We start from the raw sequence: 16775 nt of genomic DNA, 5'->3' as shown, positions 1-16775 counted from the left end.
CGCGTTATCGGCGGGCTCAACCTCGGCGATTGTTTCAAGCCTTTGTTGTTCCGAGGCTATCACCTCGGTTCAGGACCACCCACTCTACCACCTTCGTGGGAGCTTGGTTCGTGGCCCCGGCGGCCGCCCGGTTTCCCTGGCGACTTGGAGAACTTTACATGCCCCGGAACGGCCTCGCACAGGGGGGTCCCCTTTTACCGCGCCAGGCCGCTGACCTGCGTCGATCTACTCCTGCGGCTGTCCGTGGGTGAAGACGACCGTGAGGGCGACGAGCGCGGCCGTGAGCACCGCGGCGATGTGGATCGGCGCCGGCGTGAACGACGCCGCGAGGACGAGCACCGCCGTCACCGGAAAGCCGATGGCGATCGGGCGGCACTCGTTGGTCGGGCCGATGTGCAGCAGCCAGACGCTCAGCAGGAAAACGGCGACCGGGACCGTCGTGGCCATGGCCGCCGCGATGCCCCCGACGTCGTGCAGCGTGTGGGTGTCGTAGGCGACCGCCACCTCGAGGCCCGCGCCGACGGCCGCGGCGGAGGCGAAGATGAAGTAATGGCCGTAACCCCAGCTCATCGACGTGAACATGGTCGGGCGGCGCACGAGCCGTGCGTGCCCCGGCCGGTCGAAGTACAGCCACCACATCGAGAACACGAGCACCAGCGCGGCCGCGGCCAGGGAGATCAGCGCGCCGATGTGCCCCGGCTCGCTGGTGCCTTCCTTGATCGCGTTCGTCGCGCTGAGGATCACCTCGCCGAGCACGATCAGGGTGAACAGGCCGTACCGCTCGGCGATGTGGTGCGGGTGCCACGTGGTGCCCCCGCGGCTCTCCGCCCAGACCGGGACGGCCATCTCCAGCACCGCGAACACCAGCCACGCGACGAGCTGCAGGCCGTGCGAGCCACGAGTAACTGACCCACAACACCTGGCAGACGACGATCCCGGCGGCGTAGCGCAGGGCGGCCGGGCGGCAGCCGGGGTCGGAGCGCGCGGCCCGCAGCCACTGCACGACCATCGCGAGCCGCATCAGGACGTAGCCGGCGACCATCACCCGGAAGTCGCCGTCGAAGGCGCGTTCCACCCCGGCCGCCACGGTCAGGCCACCGGCGATCTGCACCAGCGTGACCAGCCGGTACGGGACGTCGTCGGTGTCGAACGCCGAGGCGAACCAGCTGAAGTTCAGCCAGCCCCACCAGATCGCGAAGAACACCAGCACGAACGAGAGCACGCCGTGCCCGACGTGCCCCTCGGCGAGCGCGTGGTGCAGCTGCGCGGCGGCCTGGCCGACGGCGACCACGAAGCAGAGGTCGAACAGCAGCTCGAGCGGGGTCGCGACGCGGTGGTTCTCACCCCGGTCGCGTGACTGCATCGGCCGGTACCACACGCGGATCCGGTGTCGGGGACGCATCGGCTGCTCGGTCATCGACACTCCCGGCTCGTGCCTGTCGGACGCGGTCATCCCAACATGATCACGAGCGGTGCGAAAGCGCGACACGGGCGAAAGAGGACGGGCGGGCCCGGTTCCCCCTCACCCGGGCCCGCCCGCCGCCGTCACGCGCGCTGCCGGCCGGCCGATGGGCAGCCCTTCCGCAAAGTGCCGGACGGTCCCCCGCGGACGCCGACACTCACTGGACGGAAGGTGACCGAGTGTGTCCATTCCCTCGTACTCCGGACGCTTCGGTCGCTCAAGCCGGTCACCCCATCCCCGGGAGGCCGACTGATTGCCACTGTCGGTAGCCGAAGCCGCGCAGTGAAGGCCCCATAAGATCTACCCGGTCGCTCTGCGTAGCACCAGAGCCTTTCCGTTCGCGTCACTCGTTTGGAGCATCGCGAATCTGCGGAAAGTAGTGTCTCAGCCCCGGTGGACGTCCGCGGCGGACGCCTCGGCCGTCCGGGTGTCCCGCTCGTGCTCGGAAAGTTGCGCACGGTGGCGACGGGCCCGCAGTTCGGCCACCGCGAGGGCCAGCGCGCCGCACGTCAGGAAGGCCGCGCAGCAGAGCGCGACGGTGAGCGCCAGCTGCTGGTCCCGCGAAGACACGAGGACCGTGCCGAACACCGACGCCAGCACGGCCGTGCCGATCGCCGTGCCGATCCGCTGCCCGGTCTGCAGCGCGCCACCCGCGACGCCGGCCATCCGGACCGGCACGCACTCCAGGGTCAGCGTCGTGTTCGGCGAGATGACCATGCCACCGCCGATCCCCGCCACCACCAGCGGAACGACGAACGCCCACCCCGCGGCCGACGCCGGGACCAGCTGGGCGAGCAGCGCGACGGCCAGCAGGCCGACGGCGACCAGCGACAGCCCCGTGACGGTGAGCCGGCGGCCGAAGCGCGGCACCAGGCGGCCGGCGACGGCCGCGGCCACCGCCGAGCCGATCGCGAACGGCGTCACCGACAGCCCGGACTGCAGGGGCGTGTAGCCGAGCCCCTGCTGGAAGAACATCGCGAAGACCAGCCAGATCCCGGCGAACCCGCAGAAGTAGAGCGCGCCCACCGCGGCGCCGGTGGCGTACCCCGGGGTGCCGGTGAACAGCCGCGTGTCCAGCAACGGCGACCGGCCGTGGCGGACCAGCCGGTGCTCCCACCGGACGAACGCGACCCCGAAGACGACCGCGATCGGGAACAGCCACCACATCCGCGCGATGCCGCCCTGGTCGGAGTCGACCACCGGGAGCAGCACGCCGAGCACCGCCACCGCGAGCAGGAGGATCCCGACGAAGTCGATCTCCGACCGCAGCCGGATCTCCCGTTTCTCGCTGCGCGGCAGCAGCCGCAGGGCCAGGACGAACGCGAGCACGCCGATCGGGACGTTGACGTAGAACACCCAGCGCCAGCCGTCCGGATCGCCGAAGACGGCCAGGATCACGCCCCCGAGGATCGGGCCGACCGCCGTCGAGATGCCGACGACGGCACCGAACATGCCGAACGCGCGCCCGCGCTCGGGCCCGCGGAAGAGGTCCTGGATCAGGCCGGTGTTCTGCGGGGTCAGCATGCCGGCCGCCACGCCCTGGGCGAGCCGGGCGATGACCAGCGTCGTCTCGTTCGGCGCCGCGCCGGCCAGCGCGCTGGTGGCGACGAACGCGGCGAGGGCGCCGAGGAACATCTTCCGGCGGCCGAACGCGTCACCGAGGCGGCCGCCGGTGACCAGGACCAGGCCGAACGCCAGCGCGTACCCCGAGACGACCCAGCGGATCCCGCCGCTGCTCGCGCCGAGGTCACGCTGGATCGACGGCAGCGCGACGTTGACGATGCTGACGTCGAGCAGGCCCATGAACCCGGCCGTCAGCGAGACGGCGAGCGCTTTCCAGCGGCGGGGGTCGGGCTCGTACGAAGTCATCCTGCTCAGCAAACACGAAGGGCCGGGTCCGCGCGCGTTGTGCACGCGGGCCCGGCCCGTTCGCGGGAAGCCGCTAGGTCGACGCGGTGATCCCGCGGATGCCCTTCAGCTCGCCGATCAGCATCGAACTGACCTTCACCGGGTAGTCGTTGAGGGCGAACACCGTCTGGCTCCGCCCCACCAGCTTGAGGTGGACCATCGTCTCGCCCTTGTGCGCGAGCAGCGTGGACCGCAGCTCGCTGACCACCGACTGGTCGATCTTCTCGGCCGCGGCCAGCAGGACCAGCGGCGGCTCGTCGTCACCGTTGCCCGTGCCGACCTCGGACAGGTCCAGCGTCGCCAGGCCGCCGCCGAAGATGGACATCTTGTCTTCGCGCCAGTTGACCCGGCCCTTGACCAGCACCGCGTTGTCCTCGATCAGCTCGCCCGCGAACAGCGCGTACGACTTCGGGAAGAACAGCACCTCGAGCGAGGCGTCCATGTCCTCGACCGTGCAGATCGCCCAGGGCTCGCCCTTCTTGTTGACCCGCCGCTCGAGCGACGTGATCAGCCCGGAGATGACGAGCTCGCCCTCCTTGGGCGGGTCGGCGAGGATGCCGGCGATCGGCCTCGGGGCGTGCTTGCGCAGGATCCGCTCGGCGCCGTCCAGCGGGTGGGCCGAGACGTACAGGCCGAGCATCTCGCGCTCGTAGGCGAGCAGCTGCTTGCGCGGGTACTCCTCTTCCCCGAACTTCAGGTGCGCGAGCGGCGACGACGACGGCGCTGCTTCGTCGCCGTCTTCCCCGCCGAAGCCGAACAGGTCGAACTGGCCCATCGCCTCCTGGCGCTTGAGCGGGACGACGGCTTCGACCGCGTCTTCGTGGACCTGGATCATCGACAGCCGCGTGTGCCCGAGCGAGTCGAACCCGCCCGCCTTGATCAGCGACTCGATGACCCGCTTGTTGCAGGCCACGAGCTCGGACTTGTCGAGGAAGTCGGTGAAGGAGGAGTACTTGCCCTTCTCCGCGCGGGTCTTGATGATCGACTCGACGACGTTCGCGCCGACGTTGCGGACCGCGCCCATGCCGAAGCGGATGTCCTCCCCGACGGCCGCGAACCGCAGGGCGGATTCGTTGACGTCCGGCGGGAGCACCTTGATGCCGAGGCGGCGGCACTCGGACAGGTAGACCGCCGACTTGTCCTTGTTGTCACCGACCGAGGTGAGCAGCGCGGCCATGTACTCCGGCGTGAAGTTCGCCTTGAGGTACGCGGTCCAGTAGGAGACCAGGCCGTACGCGGCCGCGTGGCTCTTGTTGAACGCGTACCCGGCGAACGGGAGGATCGTGTCCCAGAGCGCCTTGACGGCCTCGGCGGAGAAGCCGCCGTCGAGCAGGGGGCTGGCCTTCATGCCGGCTTCGAAGCCCTCGTACTCGAGGTCGAGGACTTCCTTCTTCTTCTTGCCCATCGCGCGGCGGAGCACGTCCGCGCGCCCCATCGTGTACCCGGCCACCTTCTGGCCGATGTGCATGATCTGCTCTTGGTACACGATCAGGCCGTAGGTGTCGGCCAGGATCTCCCGCAGCGGCTCGTCGAGCTCCGGGTGGATCGGCTTGACCTTCTGCCGGTTGTTCTTCCGGTCGGCGTAGTCGTTGTGCGCGTTCATGCCCATCGGGCCGGGGCGGTAGAGCGCGCCGACCGCGACGATGTCGTCGAAGACCGTGGGCTCCATGCGGCGCAGCAGGTCACGCATGGGCCCGCCGTCCAGCTGGAACACGCCGAGCGTGTCGCCGCGGGCGAGCAGCTTGTAGGTCTCCTTGTCCTCGACGCCCAGGGTGTCGAGGTCGATGTCGATCCCGCGGTTGGTCTTGATGTTGTCGATCGCGTCACCGATGACCGTCAGGTTCCGCAGGCCCAGGAAGTCCATCTTCAGCAGGCCGATGGCCTCGCACGACGGGTAGTCCCAGCCGGTGATGATCGAGCCGTCGTCGCGCTGCCAGAGCGGGATCGCGTCGGTCAGCGGGTCGCACGACATGATGACCGCGCAGGCGTGCACGCCCGCGTTGCGGATCAGGCCCTCGAGACCGCGGGCGGTGTCGAAGATCGTCTTGCACTCTTCGTCGGTCTCGACCAGGGCGCGGACCTCGGCGGCCTCGCCGTAGCGCTCGTGCTTGCTGTCGACGATGCCCGAGAGCGGGATGTCCTTCGCCATGATCGGCGGCGGCAGCGCCTTGGAGATCTTGTCCGCGATCGCGTACCCCGGCTGGCCGAAGTGGACGCGGGCGGAGTCCTTGATCGCCGCCTTGGTCTTAATCGTGCCGAAGGTGATGACCTGGGCGACCTTGTCCGAGCCGTACTTGTCGGTCGCGTACCGGATCATCTCGCCGCGACGGCGGTCGTCGAAGTCGATGTCGATATCCGGCATCGAGACGCGCTCGGGGTTCAGGAACCGCTCGAACAGCAGCTTCTGCGGGATCGGGTCCAGGTTGGTGATACCGAGCACGTACGCGACCAGCGAGCCGGCGGCGGAACCACGGCCGGGGCCGACGCGGATGCCGACGCGGCGGGCGTAGCTGATGAGGTCGGCGACGATCAGGAAGTAGGCCGGGAAGCCCTTCCCGATGATGACGTCGAGCTCCTTCTCGATCCGCGCGTCGTACCCCTCGGGCGGGCCGCCCGGGAAGCGCCACGCCAAACCCTTCGCGACCTCTTCGCGCAGCCAGCCGCCCTGGTCGTAGCCCTCGGGCACCTCGAAGAACGGCAGCCGGTCCTTGTGCGCGTACACGTCCTCGTAGGACTCGACGCGCTCGGCGATCAGCAGCGTGTTGTCCGACGCGCCGGGAACCTCCCGGTCCCAGTACTCGCGCATGTCGGCGGCGGACTTGAGGTAGTAGCCGTCCCCGTCGAACTTGAACCGGGTCGGGTCGTTGAGGGTCTTGCCGGCCTGGACGCACAGCAGCGCCGAGTGGGTGTCGGCCTGGTCCTTGGTGACGTAGTGCGAGTCGTTCGTGGCGATCGGCTTGAGGTCGAGCAGCCGGCCGACCTCCAGCAGGCCCTCGCGGACCGACCGCTCGATCGGCAGGCCGTGGTCCATCAGCTCGAGGAAGAAGTTGTCGGCGCCGAAGATGTCCTTGTAGTCGGACGCGGCCTGGATCGCCGCCTCCTTCTGGCCCAGCCGCAGCCGGGTCTGCACCTCGCCGGACGGGCAGCCGGTCGTCGCGATGATCCCCGAGTGGTTCTCCGAGATGAGCTCGCGGTCCATCCGGGGCTTGCGGTAGTACCCCTGCATGCTGGCCAGCGAGGACAGCTTGAACAGGTTCCGCAGGCCGGTGGCGTTCTGCGCGAGCATCGTCATGTGGGTGTAGGCACCGGCGCCCGAGACGTCGCCGCCTTCACCCAGCTCGTCGGACCCGCGCTGGTTCTGCTGGCCCCAGAAGACCGGCTTCTTGTGGAAGCGGCTCTCCGGCGCGACGTAGGCCTCGATGCCGATGATCGGCTTGAGGCCGTGTTTCTTCGCCTGCTGGTAGAACTCGTCGCCGCCGTACATGTTGCCGTGGTCGGTCATGCCGACCGCGGGCATGCCGAGGCGCGCCGCTTCCGCGAAGAGGGGAGCGATCTTCGCCGCACCGTCGAGCATCGAGTACTCGGTGTGGACGTGCAAGTGGACGAAGGAATCGTTCGACACCAGCGGAAACCTCCCCTGTGTTGATCGGGCCGGCGCGCCCGGGTCCCCCAGCCTATCCCGCACTCGCCGGGCTCGATTGTGCCCCTCGGGAGGGCGCGGCGGGCGGCACGACGCGCCACCGTTTCGGGCGGTGGTGATCACGCCACGCGGTGCTGCCGGACGGTCACCCGGACGGGTCCGGTGACGCCGGTGAAGTGAGCCACAGCGGCCCTCGCTCGCGTTGACACCACCCCCCGCGGCACCGAGCATCAGCCGGATGAACCTGTCCGACAGCCAGACAGCCGGACAAGGCGGTCCCCGGCGGGTGAGCGCCATGGAGGCGGTGCTGGCCCACCTGCGGCGGCTGATCGAAGACGGCGAGTACGCCGTGGGCGTCAAGCTGCCCTCCGAGGCCGCCCTGAGCAGGGAGTTCGAGGTCAGCCGGTCGGTCGTCCGGGAGGCCCTGCGCGGGCTGCAGGCGCTCGGCATGACCGAGTCCAAGACGGGCAAGGGCACCTTCGTCACCGCCACCGGGCCCGCCGAGCACCCGACGTTCGGGCCCTACTCCGCCCGCGACCTGATCGAGGTGCGCCGGCACGTCGAGATCCCGGTCGCCGGCTACGCGGCCCTGCGCCGGAGCCAGGACGACCTCGACCTGCTCGCCCACCTCGTCGACCGGATGGACGCCGAGACCGACAACACCGCCTGGGTCGCGCTCGACTCGCTCTTCCACATCACCATCGCCCAGTCGTCGGGCAACCCCGTGTTCGGGAAGGTGATCGAGGAGATCCGCGACGCGCTGGCCCGCCAGTCCGCGTTCCTCAACCAGCTCGGCGGACGGCGGCGGCGGTCGAACGTCGAGCACCGGGCGATCGTCACGGCGATCGAAGACGGCTCCGAGAGCGCCGCCGTCGCGGCCATGACCGCCCACCTGCAGCACGTCGAAGACACGCTCACCAGCATCGTGAACGGGGACCAGTGACCGAGCAGACCCTCACCCCGGAAGCGACCGCCGACGCCGGCGACGCCGGGTACAACAAGGCCCTCAAGCCACGCCACGTGAACATGATCGCGATCGGCGGGGCCATCGGCACCGGCCTGTTCCTCGGCGCCGGCGGGCGGCTCGCCCAGGCCGGGCCGGCGCTGGCGATCGTCTACGCCGTCTGCGGGCTCTTCGCGTTCTTCGTGGTCCGCGCGCTCGGCGAGCTCATCCTGTACCGGCCCTCGAGCGGCGCGTTCGTCTCCTACGCGCGGGAGTTCATGGGCGAGAAGGGCGCGTACGTCGCCGGCTGGATGCACTTCCTGAACTGGTCGACCACCGGCATCGCCGACATCACGGCCATCGCGCTCTACGCGCACTTCTGGTCGTTCTTCACGCCGATCCCCCAGTGGGTGCTCGCGCTGATCGCGCTCGCCGTCGTGCTGACGCTCAACCTGGTCTCGGTGAAGCTGTTCGGCGAGATGGAGTTCTGGTTCGCCATCGTCAAGGTCGCCGCGCTCGTGCTGTTCATGGTGATCGGGATCGTGCTGCTGGCCACGCGGACGCCGATCGACGGCGTCGCCGGCGGGCCGCAGCTGATCACCGGCCACGGCGGGATCTTCCCCGCTGGGCTGCTGCCGATGGTCATGATCGTGCAGGGCGTGGTGTTCGCCTACGCGTCGATCGAGCTGGTCGGGGTGGCCGCGGGCGAGACCGAGCACCCGGAGAAGATCATGCCGAAGGCGATCAACTCCATCATGTGGCGCATCGCCGTGTTCTACGTCGGCTCGGTCGTGCTGCTGGCGATGCTGCTGCCGTGGAGCTCCTACACCAAGGACCAGAGCCCGTTCGTCACCGTGCTGTCGCACCTGGGCGTGCCGGCCGCGGACAGCGTGATGAACCTGGTCGTGCTCACCGCGGCGCTGTCGAGCCTCAATTCGGGGCTGTACTCGACCGGCCGGATCCTGCGGTCGATGGCCACGGCCGGCTCCGCGCCGAGGTTCACCGGCGTGATGAACCGCAACCAGGTGCCCTACGGCGGGATCCTGCTGACGGCGTCGGTCTGCGTGCTCGGGGTCGGGCTGAACTACCTGGTGCCGAAGGAGGCCTTCGACATCGTGCTGAACTTCGCCGCGATCGGCATCCTCGCCACCTGGGCCATCATCGTGCTCTGCCACCTGCTGTTCGTCCGCAGGACACGGCGGGACGGGCTCGAGCGGCCGTCGTTCCGGCTGCCGTTCTCGCCGTACACCGAGATCGCGACGCTCGTGTTCCTCGCCGCCGTCGTGGTGCTGATGGGCTTCGACGAGACCGGCCGGATCACGCTCATGGCGCTGCCGGTGATCGCCGCCGCGCTGGTCGCCGGCTGGTTCGCCGTGCGGAAGCGGATCGACATGCGCGCGTTCGACGAGGCGGGGCTGTGAACCACGAACTCCTGGTCGAGCTGGTGCGCGACGGCATGGTCGAGGGCGGGCACCACGGCTCGGTGATCGTGCTCGCCCCGGACGGCACGACGCTGTTCGGCGTCGGCGCGCCGGACGCCCCGATGTACCCGCGGTCGACGGCGAAACCCCTGCAGGCCACGGCGATGGCGCGGCTCGGGCTGCGGCTGCCGCCCGCCGGGTTCGCCGTCGCGGCGGCCAGCCACTCCGGCGAGCCGATGCACCTGGACGCCGTTTCGGCGGTGCTCGGCGGGTGGTCCGCGGACGCACTGGGCAACCCGGCCGACTTCCCGTACGACCCGGTCGAACGCGACCACTGGGTGGCGGCCGGGCGGGCCCCGAGCCGGCTCGCGCACAACTGCTCCGGCAAGCACGCGGCGATGCTGGCGACCTGCGAGCTGAACGGCTGGCGCACCGACGGCTACCTCGATCCGGCCCACCCGCTGCAGCGCCTGATCGCCGCCACCGTCGAGGACCTGACCGGCCGCGCGATCGAGCGGGTCGCCGTCGACGGCTGTGGCGCGCCGCTGTTCGCCACCACGCTGCGCGGCCTCGCCACCGCCGTGTCGAAGATCGCCGCGGCCGCGCCGGGAACACCCGAAGGCCTGGTCGCCGACGGGATCCGCCGGCACCCCGAGCTGGTCGGCGGCAGCCGCCGCGACGTCACCGCCGTGATGCGCGCGGTTCCGGGGCTGATCGCGAAGGACGGCTTCGAGGCCGTCCAGGTCGCGGCCCTGCCCGACGGCACGGCGATCGCGGCCAAGATCGCCGACGGCGGCGACCGGGCCCGGTTGCCGGTGCTCGCCGCGGCGCTCAAGCTGTGCGGGGTGAGCGTGCCGTCCGGGCCGGAAAACCTGCGCGTCACCGGGAAACTGGCCGAGGCGCTCGGCGTGGCCAGCCACTGACGCTCGCGCTCCGGTTGCCGGGGGCGTGACCTGGGGTACCGTCGAATCCGGAAGGTAGGACTCCACTTCGGAAGGCGGGGCACCCGTGCTGAATCGGCTTGTCGACAAGTTTCTCGGACTTCCGCCCGCCGAAGGCCCCGGCCCGGTCGTCACGCGCGACCTGCCGGTGCCGATGCCCGACGGCGTCACGCTGCTCGCGGACCGCTACGCCCCGGTCGGCACGACCACGGCGCCGGTGGTGCTGATCCGCACGCCGTACGGGCGCAAGGGCATCCTCTCGAAGCTGTTCGGGGACACCTTCGCCCGGCACGGCCTGCAGACGGTCATCCAGAGCACCCGCGGCTCGTTCGGCTCCGGCGGCGAGTTCCGGCCGTTCCACCTCGAGCGTGAGGACGGCATCGCCACCGCCGAGTGGCTGCGCGCGCAGCCGTGGTGCGACGGGAAGCTCGGCATGGCCGGCGCCAGCTACCTCGGGCACACGCAGTGGGCGGTCGGCCCCTACCTCGACCCGCCGCTGGAGGCCATGTGCCTCGGCGTGACGGCGTCGGAGTTCATCTCGACGTTCTACCCGGGCGGGGTGCTCGCGGCGGACAACATGGTGTCGTGGTCGGCGATGATCGGCCGTCAGGAGGAGCGGTTCGCGGCGCTGCCCAACCCGCTGCAGAAGCGCAAGACGCGGAAGGCGATGTCGTTCCTGCCGCTGAGCCGCGCCGACGTCGCCGCGATCGGGAAGCCGGTCAGGTTCCTGCAGGACGTCACCGAGCACTTCGTGCCGGACGACACCTACTGGGGCATGTCCGACCACAGCGCCGACGTCGAGAAGCTCGACGTCCCGGTGTCGATGGTCACCGGCTGGTACGACCTGTTCGTCGCCTCGCAGCTGAAGGACTTCCGGCGGCTCGCCGAGGCGGGCAAGAAGCCGCGCCTCACGATCGGCCCGTGGGCGCACGGCGAGCCGGCGAGCATGCGCCCGATGATCCAGGACCAGCTCGGGTTCCTGCGCGCCCACCTGCTCGGCGACCGCACCTTCCTGCAGCGCGCGCCGGTCCGGATCTTCCTGCAGGGCGCGGGCACCTGGCTGGACTTCGAGACGTGGCCGCCGCCCTCGACCGCGACGGAGTCGCACCTGCGGCCGATCGGCGGGCTCGGCGAGGCCGTCGGCGACGAGGCGCGGCCGACGACGTTCACCTACGACCCGGCCGACCCGACCCCGGCGGTCGGCGGGCCGCTGCTGACCGGCGACTGGAAGCAGAAGGACAACCAGGAGGTCGAGGCCCGGCCGGACGTGCTGGTGTTCACCGGCGAGCCGCTGCCGTCGGACCTCGACGTCATCGGCGAGGTGACCGCGACCGTGCACGTGCGCACCGAGCTCGGACACGCCGACGTCTACGTCCGGCTCTGCGACGTCGACGCGGGCGGCGTCTCCCGCAACGTCACCGACGGGATCCTGCGGCTGCGGCCGGGCGTCCCCGAGGCGGACGCCGGCGGCGTGGTGACGGCGGAGGTCGTGCTCGACCCGACGGCCTACCGCTTCCGCCGCGGCCACCGCCTGCGCGTCCAGGTCGCGGGCGGCGCGTTCCCCCGCTTCGCCCGCAACCACGGCACGGGCGAGCCGGTCACCGCGGCGGTCGACGGCAAGCCGAACCACTTCGAGATCTTCCACGACGCGGCCCGCCCGTCCCGGATCACGCTGCCGGTCTTCAGCCACTAGCCGCTAGGAGACGAACGGGACCGTCCGGTGGTGGGTGGTCACCCGGCCGTCGTCGTGCAGGACGTGCAGCAGCAGCGACGGCGGCCGGTCGTACTCCAGGGGGCCGCCCTCGTCCCAGCCGCGGGTGGCGCCCGGCTCGACCGGCAGCAGGGACGTCGACACCACGCCCGGCGCGATGCGCAGCGGGACGCCGGCGAACGTCGTCGACGCGCCCGTGTGGACGTGGCCGGCGAGCAGGGCCGCCACGCGCGGGTGGCGGGCCAGCACGGCCGCCAGCCGTTCCTCCCCCGACTGCCGGATCCCGTCCACCAGCGGGACGCCGACCTCGACCGGCGGGTGGTGGAAGGCGACGAACGCCGGGCCGTCGCCGCCGGAGAGCACGCCGTCGAGCCAGTCGAGGGTCTCGTCGGCGAGGTGGCCCGCGCCGCGGCCGGGGATCGTCGAGTCGCACAGCGCGAACAGCACGCCGCCGACCTCGCGGGCGAGGTCGATCGGGCCGTCGGACGCGGGCAGGTCGAGCAGGCCGACGCGGAACTCCGCGCGGACGTCGTGGTTGCCGGGACAGACCAGCACCGGCGCCGGGTGCTTGAGCAGTTCCGCGGCGCGCGCGTACTCCGTCGCGGCGCCGTGGTCGGCGATGTCGCCGGTGACGACGACGGCGTCGACCGCGAGCTCGTCCAAGTACGCCATCACGGCCGCGACGCGCTCTTCGGCGCGCGGCCCGTCGTCGAGGTGCAGGTCACTCAGGTGCGCAATGATCATCTTTCGTCCTTCCCCAGGTACGCCAGGGCTTTCACCCAGTTGCGGACGAGCACCGCGGACGCGGCCGGCAGGTCGCCCTCGCGCAGCGCCGCGGCGATCCGGCGGTGCTCGCCGATGCTCTCCCCGGCGCGGCCCGCGCCGCCGAAGTAGCACGATTCGTACCGCTTGAGCAGCGGCTTGGTCTGCTCGATCAACCGCAGCAGGTGCGGGTTCGGGCAGCGGGACAGCAGCAGCGCGTGCCAGCGATCGTCCACTTCGGACAGATCTTCACCGCGCTCCAGCGCCGCGGCCATCTCGTCGGCGACGACGTCGAGCGCGTCGGGCAGCCCGGCCAGCTCCAGCGGCGACGTCCAGCGCAGCGCGAGCGCCTCGAGCTCGGCGACCAGCGGGTAGAGCCGGCGGGCCTCGTCCGGGTCGAACGGCGGCACGAGGAACCCGCGGCCCGGTTCGGTCACGAGCAGGCCGCGGCCGGCGAGCCCGATCAGCGCCTCCCGCAGCGGCGTCCGGCTGACGCCCAGCTCACGGGCCAGGTGCACCTCGTTGACGCGGGCGCCGGCGGCGAGCCGCCCGTCGAGCACGCGGGTGGTGATCTCCTCGATGAGGTCGCTGCGCAGCGGAGTCCGGCCCATGCGGGCAGTATTGCATGCAATCTGGTCGTACTGTATTCAGTTTGCATGACCTCTGCCGGTTTCGATGTCGACCGCGCCCGCCGTGAAACCCCCGGCTGCGCGGAAGTGGTCCACTTCAACAACGCGGGTTCCGCGCTTCCCCCGGCCGTCGTGACGGACACGGTGGTCGACTACCTGCGTCACGAAGCGCTGGTGGGCGGGTACGAAGCGGCCGCCGAGGCCAAGGAGCGGCTGGCCGCGGTCTACACGTCGGCGGCGAGACTGGTCGGCGGCGAGGCCGACGACATCGCCATCACCGACAACGCGACGCGGTCCTGGCAGGCGATCTTCTACGCGCTGCCGTTCACCGCGGGCGACCGGATCCTGACCTCGCGCGCGGAGTACGCGAGCAACGCGATCGCGTACCTGCAGGTCGCCAAGCGCACCGGCGCCGTCGTCGAGGTGGTCGGCGACGACGAGTCCGGCCAGCTGGACGTCGAGGACCTCCGCCGCCGGGTCGACGGCGACGTCAAGCTGATCGCCGTCAGCCACGTGCCCACCCAGGGCGGCCTGGTCAACCCGGCCGAGGAGATCGGCGCGGTCGCCGAGGCGGCCGGGATCCCGTTCCTGCTCGACGCGTGCCAGTCCGCCGGCCAGGTCGACCTCGACGTCCGGCGGCTGAAGTGCGACGCGCTGTCGGTGACCGGCCGCAAGTACCTGCGCGGCCCGCGCGGCACCGGCTTCCTCTACGCGCACCCGCGGCTGCGGGAGCGGCTGGAGCCGGCGATGCTCGACCTGCACTCGGCGGTCTGGACGGCGCCGGACGAGTACGTCGTCGACCCGACCGCCAAGCGCTTCGAGGTGTGGGAACGGGACTTCGCCGCGGTGTTCGGCCTCGGCGCGGCGATCGACTACGCGCTCGAGTGGGGCATGCCGGCCATCGAAGCCCGCGTCGCGTCACTGGCGGACACCCTGCGCACCCGGCTGGCCGGCATCGGCGTCCGCGTGCACGACCTCGGCGTGAAGAAGTGCGGCATCGTCACCTTCAGCGTCGAGGGCACCCCGGCCGCCGACATCAAGGCGCGGCTGGCCGAAGCCGAGTTGCGGATCAACGTCTCGGTGTCGTCCCGGACGTCGGCGCAGTTCGACTTCACCGCGCGCGACCTGACGGACCTGGTCCGGTCGTCGGTGCACTACTACAACACCGAGGACGAGATCGACCTGCTGGTGAAGGCCGTCGAAAAGCTCTAGAAGGCGTTGACGCCGGTCAGTTCGGCCGACACCGTCCACAGGCGCTCGGCCAGCGCCGGGTCGATCGCGTAGTCCTTGACGCCCGCGCGCGTACCATCCGCCGGCGCGGGCTCGGCGATGTCGCAGTCTTCGAGGTAGACGCCGCCGAGGCCGTCGAGCTGCGGGGACGTCGCCGCCCAGACCTGGGTGGCGGCGCCCTCCTCGGGCGTCTTCGCCCCGGCCCCGGTGGCCTGCCCGTTCTCGTCGAGCATGCCCGAGTCGATCAGCTCCTGGCGGTCCAGGTGGCGCACCAGGTCGGTCAGGATCCGGCCCGGGTGCAGGGCGAAGGCGCGGACCCCACGGTCCTGCGCGAGCTTGTCGAGCTGGACCGCGAAGAGGACGTTCGCCGTCTTCGCCTGGCCGTAGGCGAGCCACTTGTCGTAGCCCTGCTCGAAGTTCAGGTCGTCGAAGCGGACCGGGCCGAAGTGGTGGCCGCGCGAGGACACCGACACGACGCGCGCGCCAGGGTTGAAGGACGGCCAGAGCCGGTTCACCAGCGCGAAGTGGCCGAGGTGGTTGGTCGCGAACTGCGCTTCCCAGCCCGGGCCGACCCGGGTCTCGGGCGCTGCCATGATCCCGGCGCTGGCGATGAAGACGTCGATGCCGCGGCCGGAGGCGGCGAACCGCTCGGCGAACGCGCGGACGCTGTCGAGGTCGCCGAGGTCCAGCTCGTCGATCTCGACGTTTTCCCAGCCCCGCAACGCTTCTTCCGCTGTGGCGCGGCGGCGGGCCGGGACGACGACGTGCGCGCCCGCCTGCGTCAGGGCTCGCGTCGTCTCGAGGCCGATGCCGGAGTAGCCGCCGGTGACGATCGCGAGCTTGCCGGTCAGGTCGATGCCGGCGAGGACCTCGGACGCCGTGCTGGTGGCGCCGAAGCCCGAGCCGATCTTGTGCTGTGCAGTGGTCATGTCTTCGACACTAAGAGCTGGAGTGAACTCCAGCGCAAGTTCAACCCTTGAGCAGCTGCCGCGCGATCACGAGCTTCTGGATCTCGCTGGTGCCCTCGTAGATCCGGAACAGCCGCGCGTCGCGGTAGATCCGCTCGACCGTGACGCCCCGGACGTAGCCCGCGCCACCGTGCACCTGCACCGCGCGGTCGGCGACCCGGCCGAGCATCTCGGTGCAGAACAGCTTCGCCGACGACGGCCCGAGCTTGCGGTCCTCGCCCGTGTCGTACTTCGCGGCGGCTTCGTGCACCATCGCGCGCCCGGCGGCCAGCTCGGCGTGCGACTCCGCCAGCAACGCCTGCACCAGCTGGAATTCCCCGATCGGGTGGCCGCCTTGACGGGCCGTGCGCGCGTAGTCGACGGCTTCGGCCAGCGCGCGTTCCGCCATCCCGACGCACAGCGCCGCGATGTGCAGCCGGCCGCGGGCGAGCGAGGCCATCGCGATGCCGAAGCCCTGGCCCGCCTCGCCGACCAGCGCGTCCGCCGACACCTCGACGTCGTCGAAGACCACCTCCGACGTCCACGCGCCGGCCTGGCCCATCTTGGCGTCGTGCGGGCCGACGGTGACGCCGGGCGCGCCCGCGGGCACGAGCAGGGCGGAGATGCCGCGGCTGCCGGCGCTGTCCGGTTCGGTGCGCGCGAACACGACGAAGACCTCGGCGAGCGGGGCGTTGGTGATGAACCGCTTGGTGCCCGAGAGCCGGTAGCGGTCGCCGTCGCGGACCGCGCGGCTGGTCAGCCCGCTGGGATCGGAGCCGGCTTCGGCTTCGGTGAGCGCGAACGACGCGATCGCCTGGCCGGCGGCGAGCCGGGGCAGCCAGCGGGTGCGCTGGTCCGGCGTCCCGTAGTGCACGATCGCCTGGCCCGCGATGCCGTTGTTGGTGCCGAACAGCGACCGGAACGCCGGTGTCGTCCAGCCGAGCTCGATCGCCAGCCTCACGTCTTCGGCCATGCCGAGGCCGAGGCCGCCGTAGTCCTCCGGCAGGGCCCAGCCGAACAGGCCCAGCTCGGCGGCCTTCTCCCGGATCCCGGCGGGGATTTCGTCGGTTTCGTCGATCTCCGCTTCGCGCGGGACGACCTCCTTGCGCACGAACTCCCGCACCGCCCCGAGCACCTGGCCGAAAACGTCCGCGTCCATGCGTCGCACCGTACCCGGTAGC

11 protein-coding genes and 1 pseudogene are annotated in these 16775 nt (G+C 71.0%); 5 read left to right on the top strand and 7 right to left on the bottom strand.

The features are described from left to right. Positions 1-225 precede the first annotated feature (225 nt). The 3 genes and pseudogenes from VA596_RS43645 to dnaE all read right to left on the bottom strand — a co-directional run bounded on the left by VA596_RS43645 (position 226) and on the right by dnaE (position 6992). A pseudogene (locus VA596_RS43645) lies at positions 226-1417 on the bottom strand (low temperature requirement protein A). 429 nt (positions 1418-1846) lie between these two features. Continuing rightward, complete coding sequence (locus tag VA596_RS43640) at positions 1847-3331, bottom strand: MFS transporter (protein WP_323335741.1); 1485 nt, start codon at positions 3329-3331, stop codon at positions 1847-1849. Positions 3332-3404: 73 nt separating this feature from the next. Continuing rightward, a complete protein-coding gene (gene dnaE / locus VA596_RS43635) occupies positions 3405-6992 on the bottom strand; it encodes a DNA polymerase III subunit alpha (protein ID WP_323335739.1) in 3588 nt (1195 codons plus the stop codon). A 313-nt stretch (positions 6993-7305) separates the two neighbouring features. Between dnaE and VA596_RS43630 the strand changes: the two genes are divergently transcribed. From VA596_RS43630 to VA596_RS43615, 4 genes are all read left to right on the top strand, one after another. Further along, entirely contained in the window at positions 7306-7953 is a 648-nt protein-coding gene (locus VA596_RS43630; protein WP_323335755.1) for a FadR/GntR family transcriptional regulator, read from the top strand. After that, positions 7950-9374, top strand: coding sequence for an amino acid permease (locus tag VA596_RS43625; RefSeq protein ID WP_323335737.1), 1425 nt, complete (start codon positions 7950-7952; stop codon positions 9372-9374). The genes VA596_RS43630 and VA596_RS43625 overlap by 4 nt, the downstream gene beginning before the upstream one ends. Beyond that, positions 9371-10297, top strand: a complete 927-nt coding sequence (locus tag VA596_RS43620) for an asparaginase (RefSeq protein WP_323335735.1) — start codon at positions 9371-9373, stop codon at positions 10295-10297. Before VA596_RS43625 ends, VA596_RS43620 begins: the two co-directional genes overlap by 4 nt. A gap of 85 nt (positions 10298-10382) precedes the next feature. Beyond that, complete coding sequence (locus VA596_RS43615; protein ID WP_323335733.1) at positions 10383-12008, top strand: CocE/NonD family hydrolase; 1626 nt, start codon at positions 10383-10385, stop codon at positions 12006-12008. Positions 12009-12011: 3 nt separating this feature from the next. Here the strand turns inward: VA596_RS43615 and VA596_RS43610 are convergent, their stop codons facing one another. Further along, a complete protein-coding gene (locus VA596_RS43610; protein WP_323335731.1) occupies positions 12012-12770 on the bottom strand; it encodes a metallophosphoesterase in 759 nt (252 codons plus the stop codon). Then, positions 12767-13399: a GntR family transcriptional regulator gene (locus tag VA596_RS43605; protein ID WP_323335729.1), complete on the bottom strand. Its 633-nt coding sequence runs from the start codon at positions 13397-13399 to the stop codon at positions 12767-12769. The genes VA596_RS43610 and VA596_RS43605 overlap by 4 nt, the downstream gene beginning before the upstream one ends. 45 nt (positions 13400-13444) lie before the next feature. Here VA596_RS43605 and VA596_RS43600 point away from each other — a divergent pair, with 45 nt between their 5' ends. Next, positions 13445-14629 carry an aminotransferase class V-fold PLP-dependent enzyme gene (locus tag VA596_RS43600; protein ID WP_323335728.1) on the top strand — a complete coding sequence of 395 codons (1185 nt, stop codon included), beginning with the start codon at positions 13445-13447 and terminating at the stop codon, positions 14627-14629. Here VA596_RS43600 and VA596_RS43595 read toward each other — a convergent pair. Further along, positions 14626-15576, bottom strand: coding sequence for an SDR family NAD(P)-dependent oxidoreductase (locus VA596_RS43595; RefSeq protein WP_323335726.1), 951 nt, complete (start codon positions 15574-15576; stop codon positions 14626-14628). The two genes, VA596_RS43600 and VA596_RS43595, sit on opposite strands and share 4 nt — an antisense overlap. A gap of 40 nt (positions 15577-15616) precedes the next feature. Next, a complete protein-coding gene (locus VA596_RS43590; RefSeq protein WP_323335724.1) occupies positions 15617-16753 on the bottom strand; it encodes an acyl-CoA dehydrogenase family protein in 1137 nt (378 codons plus the stop codon). Positions 16754-16775 lie beyond the last annotated feature (22 nt).

Source organism: Amycolatopsis heterodermiae, from assembly GCF_034929455.1.
Classification (GTDB): Bacteria; Actinomycetota; Actinomycetes; order Mycobacteriales; family Pseudonocardiaceae; genus Amycolatopsis; species Amycolatopsis heterodermiae.
The sequence above is the reverse complement of the archived record's forward strand: the minus strand, read 5'-3'. Positions and strand labels throughout refer to the sequence as shown.

Bases quoted from the DNA above. Each gene is read 5' to 3' on its own strand.
- VA596_RS43600 (WP_323335728.1), top strand. From the start codon at position 13,445: ATGACCTCTGCCGGTTTCGATGTCGACCGCGCCCGCCGTGAAACCCCC.
- VA596_RS43610 (WP_323335731.1), bottom strand. From the start codon at position 12,770: ATGATCATTGCGCACCTGAGTGACCTGCACCTCGACGACGGGCCGCGC.
- VA596_RS43595 (WP_323335726.1), bottom strand. From the start codon at position 15,576: ATGACCACTGCACAGCACAAGATCGGCTCGGGCTTCGGCGCCACCAGC.
- VA596_RS43640 (WP_323335741.1), bottom strand. From the start codon at position 3,331: ATGACTTCGTACGAGCCCGACCCCCGCCGCTGGAAAGCGCTCGCCGTC.
- VA596_RS43630 (WP_323335755.1), top strand. From the start codon at position 7,306: ATGGAGGCGGTGCTGGCCCACCTGCGGCGGCTGATCGAAGACGGCGAG.
- VA596_RS43590 (WP_323335724.1), bottom strand. From the start codon at position 16,753: ATGGACGCGGACGTTTTCGGCCAGGTGCTCGGGGCGGTGCGGGAGTTC.
- VA596_RS43605 (WP_323335729.1), bottom strand. From the start codon at position 13,399: ATGGGCCGGACTCCGCTGCGCAGCGACCTCATCGAGGAGATCACCACC.